The sequence below is a fragment of the Gilvimarinus sp. F26214L genome, from assembly GCF_054401055.1.
The window spans coordinates 133,909-148,329 of record NZ_JBTIYG010000004.1 but is presented as its reverse complement, the minus strand read 5'-3'; the positions used below and the strand labels follow the sequence as shown (position 1 = coordinate 148,329).

Genomic DNA, 14,421 nt, shown 5'->3' with positions numbered 1-14,421 from the left:
ACCAATTCAACCCCGTGGGAAAATGTGGAAAACAATATATTTTCGGGTAGTCCCAGAAGGGGGGTGTATGTCATCTGTACAAGTCGCGCAGCGCAAAGCTGGTGTTTCTCTTGGAGTCACCGCCTTAATTCTTTCTATCGCGGCATCCACGATGGTTGGTTGTGCCACGGACGGCTACAAGTCGCCGCGCAACAGCCTGGGCCAGCCTGACATTTCCGGCTTGTGGACCAATGAGACGCTGACCCGTTTCCAGCGCCCTGAACGCTATGGCGATCGATTGGTTTTGACCGACGAGGAAGCCGCGCAGATGGAAGGCCGGGCCGATGCGTCGTACCACGCGGCGAATGCGCCTACCGACCCGGACGAGGGCACGCCCACGGATGGTCGAACCGGTGGCTACAACCGCTTTTGGGCTGGCAATGTAAACAGCGTGATGCGAGTCGGGGGCGAACCGCGCACCTCCTTGATTACCTACCCTGAGAATGGTCGTATTCCGCCACGCAAAGCGGACGCACCGCCGAAGAAAACAGATGGCTGGCACACTATCTTCTTCACGATCGATGTGGGAGACCTCACATCCTATGAAACACGCTCATCGGTAGAGCGCTGTATTTTCTGGCCGTCCCAAGCCGGCGCGGTGCTGCATCAGGGCGCTTACAACGCGAACTATCAGATTGTGCAATCCCCTGATCACGTGATGATTCTTGCGGAAACCATCCATGATGCACGGATCGTCCGCCTGAATGCCGAACACAACCCCGCCTCGGCAGTAACACGGCCCTGGATGGGCGACTCCATTGGCTGGTACGAGGGAGACACGCTGGTGGTGGAGACCATCAACTACAGCCCGAAGCAGTACTTCCACCACGCCTCTGATCAGTTGAAGGTCACTGAGCGCTTTACACGTGTTGCGCCGGATAGGCTGCACTACGCATTCGAGGTGGAGGACCCGCTGGTGTGGGACGAGCCCTGGGGCGGCGAGTATGAGTTCAGTCCGTCAGCGGGCCTTTATGAATACGCCTGCCACGAGGGCAACTACGCAATGGAAAACGCCCTGAAAATCGGGCGGATGCAGGATAAGGGCTTGATCCCGGCGGAGGATGAGTCCGAGGATTCGGAAGAGGATTGAGCCTCGGCTGCAGCACACGGGGCCCTGCGTCGGTTTCTTGTTGCGGAACTTGAAAAGTCCCAAAAAGGGACCTATAGTTCCCAAAATGGGACTTTTTAGGTGATCTTGTATGGCGCTCAACTCCGCCATAGGCGACGCGTTATTTACTCGCACCCAGCAGCAAGTGCTGGGATTATTGTTTAGTCGCCCTGAGCAAACTTTTTATCTGAACGAAATTGTCCGCCTCGCCGGAATGGGCAAGGGAACTGTCAAGCGGGAGCTTGAGCGTTTGAGGCAGGCTGGGCTGCTGACTTCGGAACGACGCGGCAACCAGACCCATTACCAGGCCAATGCGGAGTGCCCCATCTTCAGTGAGCTGAGGGGTATAGTCCTCAAAACGTTTGGCGTAGTGGACGTGCTGAAGCAAGCTTTGGATCCAATTCTCGACTCCTTCGACATTGCTTTTGTTTATGGCTCCGTTGCCAAGGGCCAGGAGCACGCGGGCAGTGATGTTGATTTGATGATAGTGGGCGATGATGTGAGTTACAGCGACCTGATCAATGCCTTGTTGCCGGCGGAAGAGCGACTCGGACGTACTATCAATCCGACGGTTTACACGCCGGCTGAATTTTCGAAACGCATAGCCGAGCAGCAGCATTTCGTTACTCGGGTAATGGGGCAAGGAAAACTATGGATAAAAGGGGAAGACCATGGAGGGATTAAATAACTTGGTCAAGGCCAAACAGCTTAGGCCGGAGCCGCCGGACCAGCGCGAAATCGAAGGGATGATACGTGCTGCGGAAACGAAGCTCAAAGACGCTGCGATTCCAAACCTTTCCACCGACAGCCAGTTTTCGCTTGCTTATGCGGCTGCCCATTCCCTGGGTTTGGCAGCATTACGCAGCTATGGATACCGCGCTGAAAACCGCTATATCGTTTTCCAATCATTGCAGCATACACTCGGCTGGGAATCGGCCCGCTGGCGGGTGTTAGACCAGTGTCACAAACGAAGAAACATCGCCGAGTACGAGGGGCACCTGGAGATAGAAGAGCAGTTGCTAGCAGAGTTAATCGCTACCGCGCGCATCATGCTAGCCGAAGTCAAGGCACTAACGGGACGATGAAGCACGTCTAATGAAACAACCGAAAGTCACCATCGGCCAGGACATTGTCAAACTGGTGGCCGGGATCGACCACTTCAACAAGGAATGGAAGGCGGCCAAGCTCCTTCCTCCCGACCACCTCGAACGGCTGCGCCACACCGCTTTTTTGGAAAGCGTCGGTGCTTCCAGTCGGATTGCTGGGGCCACGCTGACGAATTCGCAAGTGGCAACCCTCCTGTCGGATCGAGAGTTGCCGGGCGAGAGGGCTGCACTAGACCACGATCAAAGGCTGGTGGTTGGCTACGCCGAAGCCCTGGATCGGGTACTGAAGGATCATCGCGAGCTTCACCTCACCACCGAAAATGTTCAGAAGCTTCACCGGCTTCTGGTTCGAAATTCCGAAACCGGAATAGGCGACCCGCAGAAACACGTAAAATTGAAAGGTCTGGAAGATCTTCTTCAGTGGACCGCCGCGGCACTGGACCAGGCCACCATGCATCCGCTGCTGCTCATTGCCATCTTCAACGTCGCTTTGATGGCTGTTGAACCATTTGAAGAAGGGAACGGCCGCCTGTCCCGGCTTCTCACGAACCTGCTACTACTGCGGTCCGGCTACGACTACCTGCCGTATACCTCCCTTGAGGCGGTGATTGAAAAGAACAAGGACTACTTCTACAAAGCCCTCCGCAACACTCGGTCTGTCCTCGAAGATGATTCGGACAACTGGCAGCCCTGGTTCACCTTCTTCCTGAACCATCTGAAGTTGCAGCAGGCCAACCTCGCCCCCGCGATGGAACCGATCGAGGGAACCGACAGCGAGGAGTTTTCCGAGCTTTCCATGGATATCCTTCTTCACTTGAGCAAGCGGGGCGAGTTGAGCTTGGCGAAAATTATGGAACTGACGAAGGCTGATCAGAGCGCACTGGAACAGGGCCTGCGGGAGTTGGTGAAAAGAGGCCATGTCCAGAATCGCGGGGAAGGGCGGTATGCTCTGGCGCATTGAGTAATGGGCCCTCAAAGCTGCGAGTCCGAACCGATGAGATCGGCGAGAAGCTGAAACTGGTTCTGCAAATGAACCAAGTCCGACGCCTTTGCTCGTGGAGTTTTGTGAGCAGGTATTCATACTTTATTCGTAAATCGAGGGAATGAAGGTTCCTTTTTCCAGGCGTTCGGCGGAACCAAGCTTGATTGGGTTCACGGCCGATACTATGATTTCGGGCGTCAATCTGACACCAGGATTTGTATAACAAGGAAAAAGGACCCTCCATGCAAGCCTCCAATCTCCCCCTCGTCGCGGGGAAAGCCAGCGGCAAAAGAATCCGTTGCACTACACCCTACCAACCCACCCTCGATCGGTTATATCGCGCAGCCGCCCGAGGCAACTACTGGCCAACTATCGCAGTTCGTGAGCTTACCGCTCTCAGCAGCGGATTACTGGACAAAAAGAATGTTTATGTTCGACCTGGTGGGCGGGACCCGAACGGGTACCCGCTGTTTTCGGTTTTTCTGCCTGGCCTGAAAGCCACCTTGGTGCGGTGGCCAAATGACGACTACTGCGTTGTCGACTTAGTGTTGGACGGTGATTACTTCAAAGCGACATCGGAGGACCGTACCGGGCTCTATCGAGTACGCAAAAGCCGCGGCGACGATTGGTCGGCGAAGCATGTGGAGGACGGCAAAGTTTTGAACACGAGTGGCCGGACGGTAGCAATTGCCGATTCCGGCTATGCGACTGCGTACGAGGCGGCTCGAAAGACCGTTCCTTCCGTAATGAAGGCTTCTGGTGTTCCGACGACGAGCGTTCGTAACGAGGGGTGCGATCTTCACCATACAGCCGGGAACAACCGTTTAGGTAGCCTGGTTCGCTATAGCGCGCTCGTGAATGATAACTGCCGAGGCTCAGCTGTTCAGTTGGCTGAAACAATGATTGATGCTAAACAGCTAAAAAATGTTATCTGGGTCGCGGATAAGGGAGGATCAGCGGTGCTGACGCAAGCAATGCAGATCCTGGTGGATAGAGGTGTAACTCTGCACGGCCATTCGGTTTTTCTGAATCTATGCAAGAGCTCCCCTGGTGAGGCATTACGCTTGGCCCACCGGCTCGAACTCACCATGAACGAATCGTTTGCAGACACCGGCTGGAGCGCGCGAGGGGCGGTGAGCCAAATATTGGTTTCGGGTGTTCGACTACGCAATAGGGATGATCCTTTTGACAAGGGGTATTTCGCGCATTCCTGGATCAATGGGTTGGTTAAGGTGGGTGCTCCAGTCGGGCTTGTCGCGTCCGGGGCAGCTGCGCTGGGGGCTCCCATACCGATGCTGGCCAATATTGCGGCAGTGGTGAGTGGCGGTGGAGCGGTTTACGCACTGGGACAGAGCCTTGCGAAAGATCTTCGCCACCGACTAAAGGTTTGATGAACATGTTAAATTTGATCAAGTACCTTCCCTTGGAATGGCGACAGCGCACCCAGTTTTGTACCCCGAGGGGCCCAAGTTTCAGACGCGCCCGTACGGTTTCAATCCCCATTGGCGGTAGTATGCTGCGGTTCAAGGCTCCCCGTCATGCTCCCCACTTCCGCAGTACGAAGCAAGAACGTTTGCTGCCAGGCCAAGACGCGCTCGAGGGCGGTCGTCTCTACAAAACATACAGCAACGGAGCGATGGCCAATGATTTTTGGGGTTTCCGAGTGCCGTTCAAGCGGCGATGGGCCTTTTGGGGTCCTTGGATGACGGGCGCAAAAGCCGAGTTATTCATGTCGGTTGTCGTCGCGGGCCGCCAGAAAGGGCACGCTTTCTCGGACATCTCCTTTTTCAATCCCCGTGCCTTCGAGGTGGTCCTACTTAATTACTTGAATGATGCTTATGGTCATGAGCATTGGGATGGAAGGAAGGGGCACATCGCTCGTTTTCGGGGGCCGCTGGACTGGCAGGTCTATGACAAGCTGCCAGTGCCCAGTGCGAGTTTCTCGATTTCTCATTTGGCATCGGACGGAAAAACACTCTCTTCGCCTGAATATTTGTTCGTGTTTCCCATCAGTGACCAGCATTTTGTGGAGGTGACGTTCTGCCCTGAGTTTCGTTGGTTCATACGAGACGGAAAGCCGACCTTTGACCCAAGTCCGGTGCAGGAGCTCCAGGATGCAATATTCAACACCATCACCTTGGAGCTGAGCCCTGAAGCGCAGGTCAGCTATAACAAGGTCAAGTCCGAATGCCCGAATATGAGGCTGACGGATACCTTCCCGCCGCTAAAATGGCCGACGAAATGTGACGAGCACCCAAGTGGGAACCACAGTGCTGATTCGATTCGAGATAAGCGTCTATCCGATCATTAGGATGCCCCTGATACACAACAAGCACGTCTTGCAGCATTCCCCACCTCCCTTATCCGCCACGAGTAATCGCGCACATTGCACATCGGTTTCAAGCCGCTCCCTGCGAAGCGGCTGCAACCGATCCCGATGATCCCTATAGTTGTGCCTCGACACGAATCCGCCCCCCGAGTTGGCATTTTCTGACTACAATCCCCACTCTAACCCGAGAATTACCAACGGAATCGACCCATGCCCAAAATCCTCCACACCGCCGACTGGCAAATTGGCCGCGCCTATAACCGTTTGGACGTGGAAGACGCCGCGGCCCTGGCGGAAGCTCGTTTTACGGCCGTTGAGCGCCTGGCGGAGCTTGCCCGGGATCAGGGCTGCGATCTTGTTGTGGTGGCGGGGGATGTGTTTGATGCGCAAACCGTGTCCGATCGCACGATCCGCCGTACTTTCAATGCCCTGGAGGCGTTCTCCGGCCCCTGGGTGCTGTTGCCGGGCAACCATGATGCGGCCCTGGCGGAGAGCGTCTGGACGCGGGCCCGCCGGCTCAAGGCGGTGCCCGACAATGTGCATCTGGCTCTGGAGCCGGGCGTGCTGGAGCTGCCGGAGCAGGGGGTGGCGGTGCTTGCGGCGCCGCTGACCCAGCGGCACACCTATGATGACCTGACTGCTGCCTTCGATCAGTGGGAAACGTCGCCCGGCCTGTTGCGCATTGGGCTGGCTCACGGTTGTGTGCAGGGGATTCTGGCGGAGGAGATTGATTCGGCCAACCCCATTGCGCAGGACCGCGCGGAGCGCGGGCGGCTGGATTATCTGGCCCTGGGCGATTGGCATGGGGTGAAGAAAATCGATGGCCGGACCTGGTACAGCGGCACGCCGGAACCGGAGCGGTTTCGCAACAACGACGCGGGCTATGCGCTGGTGGTGGATTTCGAGCAGCCCGGCGCCGAACCGGTGGTCACGCCCCATCGCACCGGCCAGCACGAATGGCAGCTTTTGCATGAATCCCTGACGGTGGAGAGCGATCTGGATGCGTTTGTGGAAGCCCTGGCCGGGATTACGCCAAATTCTGTGCTGGATATTCGCCTTGTAGGCGAGGTTACCCTGGCGGGTGAACAGCGGCTGCTACAGGCGCTCGCGGAGGCGGAGGCCCGCCACCGGAGCCTACGTTGCGACCGCAGCGGCCTGCGCCTGCAGCCCACGGAGGCGGACATTGCCGCGCTCCGGGCGGACGGCTACCTGGGGGAGGTCATTCAGGAGCTGCGTGACTGGCCCGGGGAACCGGAATCCGTGGCCGCGCGGGATGCTCTGGCCATTCTCGCAAGCCTGCTGCGGGAGCAGCGAACGGAGGACGGCTCCCGGGAAGAATCCCTGGGGGCGCAGCGTTCGGCCGAGACCACCACGGCGGCGGAGGGCTGATTGTGTACCTGAAACGACTGACTGTTCAGCAACTGCGACAGTTCCGCGAGCCCTTTGAGCTTTCGGACCTCACGCCGGGAATTAACCTGATTCACGGGCCGAACGAATCAGGCAAAAGTACCTTGGTGCGAGCGATTCGTGCGGCATTTTTCGAGCGGCACCGGTCGGGGACGGTAGACGATCTGCGTCCCTGGCGCGATTCCGCGGCGGCACCCACGGTGGAATTGCAGTTCGAGGCGGCGGGCAAGGAGTGGCGGCTCACCAAAAGCTTCCTACAACGCAAACGCTGCGACCTGCAGATTGGCAGTGAGCGCCACAGTGGCGACGAGGCCGAGGCGAAGCTTACGGAGCTACTGGGTTACGAACAGCCCCAGCGCGGGGCCAGCCAGGACAAGCACTGGGGGATTCCCGGCCTGTTGTGGGTGGAGCAGGGCAGTGGCCAGGACTTGCAGCAATCCGTGGAATTTGCGGGCGACCACCTCAAATCCGCGCTTAACAGTTTGCTGGGGGAAGTGGCCAGCACCGGCGGCGACGGCATTATCCAGGCGGTGAGCGCCCAGCGCGACGAGTTGTTGACGGGCACGGGCCGGCCTCGGGGCGAGTACGATCAGGTGGGCAAGCAGCGCCTGGAACTGGAGGAGCAGCTAAGCGCATTGCAGGATCGAATTGCCACCTATCGCACGGAAGTGGACCGGCTGGGGGAGCTGCGCCGCCAGCATCAGCAGGACGAAGACAGCAAGCCCTGGCATGCCTTGTGGAAGCAGCACAGTGAGGCGGAAGAGCGCTTCCGGCAGGTTCAGCAGCGCCAGCAGGAGCAGCAACGGGAACAGCAGGCGCTGGAAGGCAGCAGGCAAACCCTCGCCCTGCTGGAGCAGCGCCGTCATGAATTGGCGGACCAGGCCGGGCGGCTTCAGCAGAGGGAGCGGGATCTGGCAAACGCGCGCCGCGCCCATGAGGAGCTTGGAGAACAGTCTCCCATTCTGGAGCAGAGCCGTGAGCGGGCCCAGAGCGCCTACAGCGATGCAGAGCAGAACGTGCGACAAGCCCGCGCCCAGAGCGAGCGTACAAAGCTGGAGCAGGATGTCAGGCGCCTGAAAACCCGCCTGGAGGAACTTGCCGCAAGCATCGCGAAAGTACGGGAGTTTCAGGGGGAACTGGATGCGGCCCGCGCACAGGCCCGCAGCAACCCGATGGATGAGAATACGCTGAAGGCCCTTCGGAAGACCTGCCGTGAGTTGGAGGAAACATCCATTCGCCTGCAGGTTGTGGCCACGCGCCTGCGTTATGAGCTGGACGATGGGAAGAGCCTGACCCTGAACGGCGAAACCCTTCAAGGGGCGGGCGAGCACCAGCTCCTCGAAGAAAGCGAACTTCTTGTGCCCGGAATCGGTAAGCTGCAGATTGCCCCGGGCGGCGAAGACGTGGGCAAGCTGCGCCGGCAGTTGGAACGCCTGGAGCAGGAGCAGGCCCAGCAACTGAATCGCCTGAACGCAACATCCCTTGAGCAGGCGGAGCAGCGTGCCCAGGTTCACGCCAAAAGCCTGGAGAGCGTTCGCCGCCTGGAGGCGCTGCTGGAATCCGCAGCCCCGAAAGGCTTGGATGCACTGCGCAGCGAGGAAGGCGAGCTTCGCCAGCAACTGGACGACTGCCACAGTGAACTGGACGCGCTGCCGAAGCCGGAGGGGCCGGCCACTCCGCTCAGGGAGGCCGAAGCTGCGCGGCAGACCGCGGAACTGGCCCTGGATAACGCGGAAGGGGCCTTGCAAGAGCATCAGACGCAATTGGCGATGGCCCGCCAGCGGGAAGAAAACGCGAGCCGGGAATGGCAGGCTCTGCGGGACGAAATGAACACGCCCGAGCGGGAAGCCGCGACCGAAAAGCTGGAGCAGCAAATCAGGCTCACGCGCGAGCAGCAAGCACAGCTGGAATCATCCCTTCGGCAGCGCCAGGCGAAGATCGACGAGGCCCAGCCCGACTTTCTCCAGCAGGACATGGAACGGCTCAGCGCCAGTGCCCGCCAGGCGGAAACGGAGCACCAGGCCCGCGCTGTTGAACTGCAAGGCTTGCAGAGCCGGCTGGAAGTTCAGGGGGCTGAAGGCCTGGAGGAGAAGCACAACGAACTGGCGGCCGAACTGGAACACGTGTGCCGCCGTTTTGAGGAGCTGGATCGCCGCGCCCGGGCCCTGGACCTGCTGCTCAATCTGCTTCGGGAAAAGCGCCAGGCCCTCACGCGTCGCTTGCAGGCGCCCCTGCAGAACCATCTGGATCGATACCTCGCGTTGCTGTTTCCCAAGGCGCGCCTGGATGTGGATGAAAGCCTGCAACCGGGGAGTTTCGAGCGGGACGGTGAACTGGGCCACCTGGAAGAACTCAGCTTTGGTGCCCGGGAGCAATTGGCCTTGGTGAGCCGGCTCGCCTATGCGGACCTGCTGAAAGAAGCGGGGCGACCGACCCTGATCATCCTGGACGACAGCCTGGTTCACAGTGACAGCGGGCGCCTGGACCAGATGAAGCGCATTCTCTTCGACGCAGCACAGCGCCATCAGATCCTGCTGTTTACCTGCCACCCGGACAACTGGCGTGACCTCGGTGTTGCGCCCCGGGACCTGCGGGCGCTCAAAAGCCAGCCCGTCTGACCCGGTCGAAGAACGTTCAGGTCCAGAGGTAGTAGAGCCCCACGCAGGCCAGCGCACAGGAAATGAAGCCCGCCCCGTACTCCGCCAGTGGCGGATACTCCGGGTCGTGGCTGCGTGGGTTGGCCTTGAATACGCCCGCCACAAAGAGTGCTACAAGGAACAGGCTGGCCAGTATTTTCAGAATCAGCAGGATGGTACCCATTTGTTTTCGCGATAGTGCGCCGGTTAATCCACTTTATTGATCGCGTTGCGTGCGTTGCGGTTGCTCTCTTCAGCGGTTCGCTGCAGCACGTGGCGAATGAGGGAGCGGCTCAGGCCGTTCTTGTCCTTGGGCGGCTTCATTCCCAGCACTTCCATGAGTTTGTGCATCAGGCGCACCACCCAGATGCTGATATTTTCGGCCAGACTGATGCCCTTGGCCAGGATGTAGGCGATGCGGTCAGCCACAGTAAAGCCGGCAATGAATGCGCCCTGCAAACTGACGATTGCGGCCATGGCCACCTTCTTGATGACGTAAATCAGGGCTGAGTCCACCCACCGCCAGAATGCGGCGCTGGAACTGTCCACCGGCGATTTGGATTTGAGCCAGGATTCAATGGCGGTCTCCAGGGTATAGGGCTCCTCCGGCGACTGGCTCAATTGGTCCCACGAATTCCCCCGCACGGATTTGATGTACTTGGCCATCTTGTGGGCGGCGCCCGATGTGAGGGGCTCGTCCGAGAACAGGTAGTGGCCCGTGGTCTGGTAGGGCGCCTGCATAAACGGGTACAGGGGCACCATGGAGACAGGGTCCGTGCGGTGGTAAACCCGGTGCATGTTGCCTGCACCGATCGCTCGGGTCGTGCTGCTGGCAAACCAGTCGGTGCCCACCCGGGGTGCCCCGAATGTGTAGAGCCGGGTGGCAAAGGGCGTGTTGCGGGCAACCCAGTCCGCCGCCAGGGAGGCCACGGCGCCACCAAGGCTGTGGCCGATGCAGTGAACCAGGCGCGCTCCCTTGCAGCCAAGGAGAAACTTGCGGATCTCCGGCACCATGCTGCTGAAGCAATGGTCGAAGCCACAGTGCACGGGCAGCCCCGCGGCGTTGCGCTTGATGCCGATCCGGGCGTCGGTCAGCACATCGGCCTTTTTGTTGGCCATGGTGGTGCCGCGGAAGATCAGAAACACCTCTCCCTTGTGGCCGTCGCCGCCTTCGGCACAAATGCCGAAGCCATCCTTATGATTGAGCAGCACGCGACCGCCGACTTCGGCTTTGAGGTGTACGGTCTTGCCGGGTTTGGATGAGGATTTGCGGTTGAATACCGGATGCATCATGAAGAGCCCGACCTGGTTCTCCGTTTGAACGCGATAAACGTCGCCGGCCAGTTCAGCCGCATGCCCTGGGTTCAGATCACTCATTGTTCACCCCCGTGCTGTCCAGCGAGTCCCAGGTGCATACGGTTCCCATCAATACTTCGTCGGTCCGGATTCCACGCATGTCTCCCGTCAGCTCGCAGGTGAGCCCCACGGGTTTCCCGCCCAGTTCGCCGTATTCGTGTGTATTGGATTTACTTGCTGTCCAGATCAGAAAGTCCTGGCCCTGATAGCTCGCGGTGATCTCCTGGGTAATGACCAGTTCCACCAGAGGGTTGTCTTTGTAATGTCCTGTTTTACGGGGCAGGCTGAAAAAACCAGCCTCGTCCGCAGTGAAGGTTTCGGTACTCCCTTCGGGATCGTCCCACTTGATCCACACCTTGAGCGTCGCGCCGGCTGCAGGCTTACCTTCGAAAGTAAGCTTGCCTTCCAGAGGCGAAAACAGCACAGCTTCCGCGTCAGCCCCTTTGAAAATCCCCATGGCGTCTCCTTGATGACATGCGCTGGTTAAAAGTGCTGTTAGCGTTAATTTAGCAAGAATTGATATTCGCACGGATTGATCTACCTGTTCGCGTTTCCCGTTGGGCTGTTTCCTTTGAACCGAGGCGCGGACGAACGAAGTTTGCGCGGCAATCCAGTGGCGAGACCTGGCTGAAAGGCACTCAAGAGTCCCATGTTTCCAGTCGATCCCATTGACAGATTGTACTGACCAGGCCGATGTCGACGTGGTGGTCAACTTCCCGTCGTGTGATCTCGCACTTGAGGCCGATGGGACGCCCGCCGAGCTCGCCATACAGGTCCGTCGTTGACTTTCCCGCGTCCCAGATTTTAAAGCTTTCGCCACCGTACTCGACGGTGACGGATTGCCCGATGGAGATCTGGGCGAGGGGGTCGTCGCGGTATCTCGCGGTCTTTTCGGGTAACTCGAAGCGACCGTTATCGTCGGCGATGAAAGTGTCGACCTCACCCCTTTCGTCCTTCCAGGCTACCCACCGCTTCAATGTGGCTCCTGCAGCCGGCTCTCCACGATAAAGGAGCGTGCCCTCCAGCGGCGAGAACAGCACAGCTTCGACCTTTTCGCCTTTGAAGATTGCCATCGCGCCTCCTTGATAACATGCGCTTGTGATGGTTGCGGCCAAGCCCAGGGTAATTAGCGGACGCAATCTCATTGAGCGCTCCCGTTGGATGCGGCCCGAAAGGATGATGAACCTCGGTAACCCAATTTTCCCTTCCGCCTGTTTGAGTGTGAGGACCTGGTCGAGTGTGAGGACTCTGGCGGTGCCCAATTATGGGCGACAGCTCCATCGCCGGACATCAGAAAAAAGGCTGAGGTTGAGGTTTGAGTCCAGGGCTTGACCAACGGTGTCACAGATTCACCGTTAGCTGGCGGCGTTGGTGAGGAAAGGGTCGGCGGGGGAATTGCCGTCGATTGGAGCTCCCGCCTGCTAGAATGCGGCCCGACCCGGAGCCGGCGGCGAACATCGCCGGCTTGAACAGAGATTTATCCTGGAGGCAGCAGCCATGACCACCCTCGGAACCCCCAACGCGCCCCACGCCACTCGCATCATGCTCCTGGGCAGCGGGGAACTCGGCAAGGAGGTCTCCATCGAGCTGATGCGGCTGGGCTGTGAGGTGATTGCGGTGGATCGCTACGCCAATGCGCCCGCGATGCAGGTGGCCCATCGCAGTCACGTGATCAACATGCTCGATGGCGCAGCGGTGCGCCGGGTGGTGGAACTGGAGAAGCCGCAGTTGATCGTGCCCGAGATCGAGGCCATCGCCACGGATGAACTGGTGCAGCTCGAGACTGAGGGCTGGCAGGTGATCCCCAGCGCCCGTGCGGCCCAGCTCACCATGAATCGCGAAGGAATTCGCCGGCTGGCCGCTGAGGAACTGGGGCTGTCCACCTCGCCCTATCGCTTTGCGGAATCCAAAACTGAATACCTGGCAGCGGTGGAAGCGGTGGGGCTGCCCTGCGTGGTTAAACCCATCATGTCATCGTCCGGCAAGGGCCAGAGCACGGTCAAGGTCGCGGAGGATATCGAGCCGGCCTGGGAGTACGCCCAGTCCGGCGGTCGCACCGGCGGCGGCACGGTTATTGTGGAGGGCTTTGTGGATTTCGATTACGAAATCACCCTGCTCACAGTCCGCCACCGGGACGGCACCAGTTTCTGCGCTCCCATCGGCCACCGGCAGGAGAGGGGGGATTATCGCGAATCCTGGCAGCCCCAGCCCATGAGCGACGTCGCCCTCGAGGAAGCCCAACGCATCGCCGCCGAGCTGACCCAGGCCCTGGGGGGCTACGGAATCTTCGGCGTGGAGCTGTTTGTGAAGGGCGACGCGGTCTACTTCAGCGAAGTGTCGCCTCGCCCCCACGACACCGGGCTGGTAACGCTCATTTCCCAGAACCTGTCGGAATTCGCCCTGCACGCCCGGGCCATTCTCGGGTTGCCGATTCCGGTGATCCGACAGTTGGGGCCTTCAGCATCGGCGGTGCTGCTGGTGGCCGGAGACTCCGCCGATATGCGCTACGGCAACCTGCACGAGGCCCTGGCGGAGCCGGACACAGACCTGCGCCTGTTCGGCAAACCGGAGGTCCGGGGCGAGCGGCGCCTGGGTGTTGGCCTTGCCCGCGATGAGAACGTCCGGAAGGCCATTGAAAAGGCGCTGCGCGTGGTCAGCAAGATTCAGGTGGAGCTGTAATTCGCAGGGTCTGATCTGCAGGGGCGATGAAGAGCATATCGGGTCAGTCCTTCAATGGATCGTCCCAGCCGAACCGCTGCATAACGCTTAGAAAGTCGCCGTCCAGTCCCGCGTGGAGCAGAATTCTCTGTTGGGTGATCGGATGAGCGAAGCCCATCTCCACACACGCCAGTAGCAGACGATGACAGCCGAACTCCGTTTGGAAAAAGCGATTGTGAACACCCTTGCCGTGCTTGGCGTCGCCGATGATGGGGTGGGCGATGTGTTTCAGGTGGCGGCGGATCTGGTGCTTGCGGCCCGTCAGGGGCAGGGCTTCCACCAGTGAATAACGGGTTTGCGGGTAGCGATCCACGCAGACCGGCAACTCGATTGTGGCGAGCCGCTTGAAGGTGGTGATGGCCGCTTGCGGGGCCTTGTTTTGCCGGGCGCGCCGGTCCGTCATCTTGTCCTGTTCTTCGGTAAGCGGATGATCAATGGTGCCGCCTTCCGGCGCATAGCCGCGGACCACGGCCAGATAACGCTTGCTGACCGCCTGCTGGGCAAACTGTTCGGAGAGGGCGCGTGCCACCTCTGCGGACAAGGCGAACAGCAGAACCCCGGAGGTGGGTTTGTCCAGGCGGTGTACGGGGAAGACGTGTTGCTGAATTTGATCCCGCACCAGTTGCAAGGCAAAAGTGGTTTCGTGGCGATCGATTTTACTGCGGTGCACTAGCAGGCCGCTGGGTTTGTTGATGGCGACCAGGTGTTGGTCCCGGTAGATTACTTCCAAGGGCTGCATG

The 14,421-nt window shown here is 59.5% G+C and carries 14 protein-coding genes; 9 read left to right on the top strand and 5 right to left on the bottom strand.

Features of this window, described 5'->3' with window-relative positions; genetic code table 11:
* Positions 1-67: 67 nt before the first annotated feature.
* The 8 genes from ACURWW_RS06170 (at position 68) to ACURWW_RS06135 (ending at position 9,589) form a co-directional block, all read left to right on the top strand.
* Positions 68-1,129, top strand: coding sequence for a hypothetical protein (locus tag ACURWW_RS06170; RefSeq protein WP_445615907.1), 1,062 nt, complete (start codon positions 68-70; stop codon positions 1,127-1,129).
* A 109-nt stretch (positions 1,130-1,238) separates the two neighbouring features.
* Positions 1,239-1,835 carry a nucleotidyltransferase domain-containing protein gene (locus ACURWW_RS06165; RefSeq protein WP_445615909.1) on the top strand — a complete coding sequence of 199 codons (597 nt, stop codon included), beginning with the start codon at positions 1,239-1,241 and terminating at the stop codon, positions 1,833-1,835.
* Complete coding sequence (locus ACURWW_RS06160) at positions 1,819-2,232, top strand: hypothetical protein (RefSeq protein ID WP_445615910.1); 414 nt, start codon at positions 1,819-1,821, stop codon at positions 2,230-2,232. Before ACURWW_RS06165 ends, ACURWW_RS06160 begins: the two co-directional genes overlap by 17 nt.
* Before the next feature lie 10 nt (positions 2,233-2,242).
* Positions 2,243-3,214, top strand: coding sequence for a Fic family protein (locus ACURWW_RS06155; protein WP_445615912.1), 972 nt, complete (start codon positions 2,243-2,245; stop codon positions 3,212-3,214).
* A 263-nt stretch (positions 3,215-3,477) separates the two neighbouring features.
* Positions 3,478-4,626: a hypothetical protein gene (locus ACURWW_RS06150; RefSeq protein WP_445615913.1), complete on the top strand. Its 1,149-nt coding sequence runs from the start codon at positions 3,478-3,480 to the stop codon at positions 4,624-4,626.
* A 122-nt stretch (positions 4,627-4,748) separates the two neighbouring features.
* Complete coding sequence (locus ACURWW_RS06145; protein ID WP_445615914.1) at positions 4,749-5,546, top strand: hypothetical protein; 798 nt, start codon at positions 4,749-4,751, stop codon at positions 5,544-5,546.
* A 228-nt stretch (positions 5,547-5,774) separates the two neighbouring features.
* Complete coding sequence (locus tag ACURWW_RS06140; RefSeq protein WP_445615916.1) at positions 5,775-6,953, top strand: metallophosphoesterase family protein; 1,179 nt, start codon at positions 5,775-5,777, stop codon at positions 6,951-6,953.
* A gap of 2 nt (positions 6,954-6,955) precedes the next feature.
* Entirely contained in the window at positions 6,956-9,589 is a 2,634-nt protein-coding gene (locus tag ACURWW_RS06135) for an AAA family ATPase (RefSeq protein WP_445615917.1), read from the top strand.
* A gap of 16 nt (positions 9,590-9,605) precedes the next feature.
* On the opposite strand, the gene ACURWW_RS06130 is transcribed toward ACURWW_RS06135, so the two are convergent.
* The 4 genes from ACURWW_RS06130 to ACURWW_RS06115 form a co-directional block, all read right to left on the bottom strand.
* On the bottom strand, positions 9,606-9,791 hold the full coding sequence (locus ACURWW_RS06130) for a hypothetical protein (RefSeq protein ID WP_445615918.1): 186 nt from the start codon (positions 9,789-9,791) through the stop codon (positions 9,606-9,608).
* A 23-nt stretch (positions 9,792-9,814) separates the two neighbouring features.
* Positions 9,815-10,984 carry a lipase family protein gene (locus ACURWW_RS06125; RefSeq protein WP_445615920.1) on the bottom strand — a complete coding sequence of 390 codons (1,170 nt, stop codon included), beginning with the start codon at positions 10,982-10,984 and terminating at the stop codon, positions 9,815-9,817.
* The gene (locus tag ACURWW_RS06120) at positions 10,977-11,420 is read right to left on the bottom strand and encodes a DUF6795 domain-containing protein (protein ID WP_445615922.1); all 444 of its coding nucleotides are present in this window, start codon (positions 11,418-11,420) and stop codon (positions 10,977-10,979) included. The genes ACURWW_RS06125 and ACURWW_RS06120 overlap by 8 nt, the downstream gene beginning before the upstream one ends.
* A 181-nt stretch (positions 11,421-11,601) precedes the next feature.
* Positions 11,602-12,036 (bottom strand): DUF6795 domain-containing protein, encoded by a 435-nt coding sequence (locus ACURWW_RS06115; RefSeq protein ID WP_445615923.1) that lies wholly within the window; start codon positions 12,034-12,036, stop codon positions 11,602-11,604.
* A gap of 424 nt (positions 12,037-12,460) precedes the next feature.
* On the opposite strand from ACURWW_RS06115, the gene purT reads away from it, so the two are divergent.
* Complete coding sequence (purT, locus tag ACURWW_RS06110) at positions 12,461-13,642, top strand: formate-dependent phosphoribosylglycinamide formyltransferase (protein ID WP_445615925.1); 1,182 nt, start codon at positions 12,461-12,463, stop codon at positions 13,640-13,642.
* A gap of 43 nt (positions 13,643-13,685) precedes the next feature.
* Here the strand turns inward: purT and truC are convergent, their stop codons facing one another.
* A complete protein-coding gene (truC, locus tag ACURWW_RS06105) occupies positions 13,686-14,420 on the bottom strand; it encodes a tRNA pseudouridine(65) synthase TruC (RefSeq protein WP_445615927.1) in 735 nt (244 codons plus the stop codon).
* Position 14,421 lies beyond the last annotated feature (1 nt).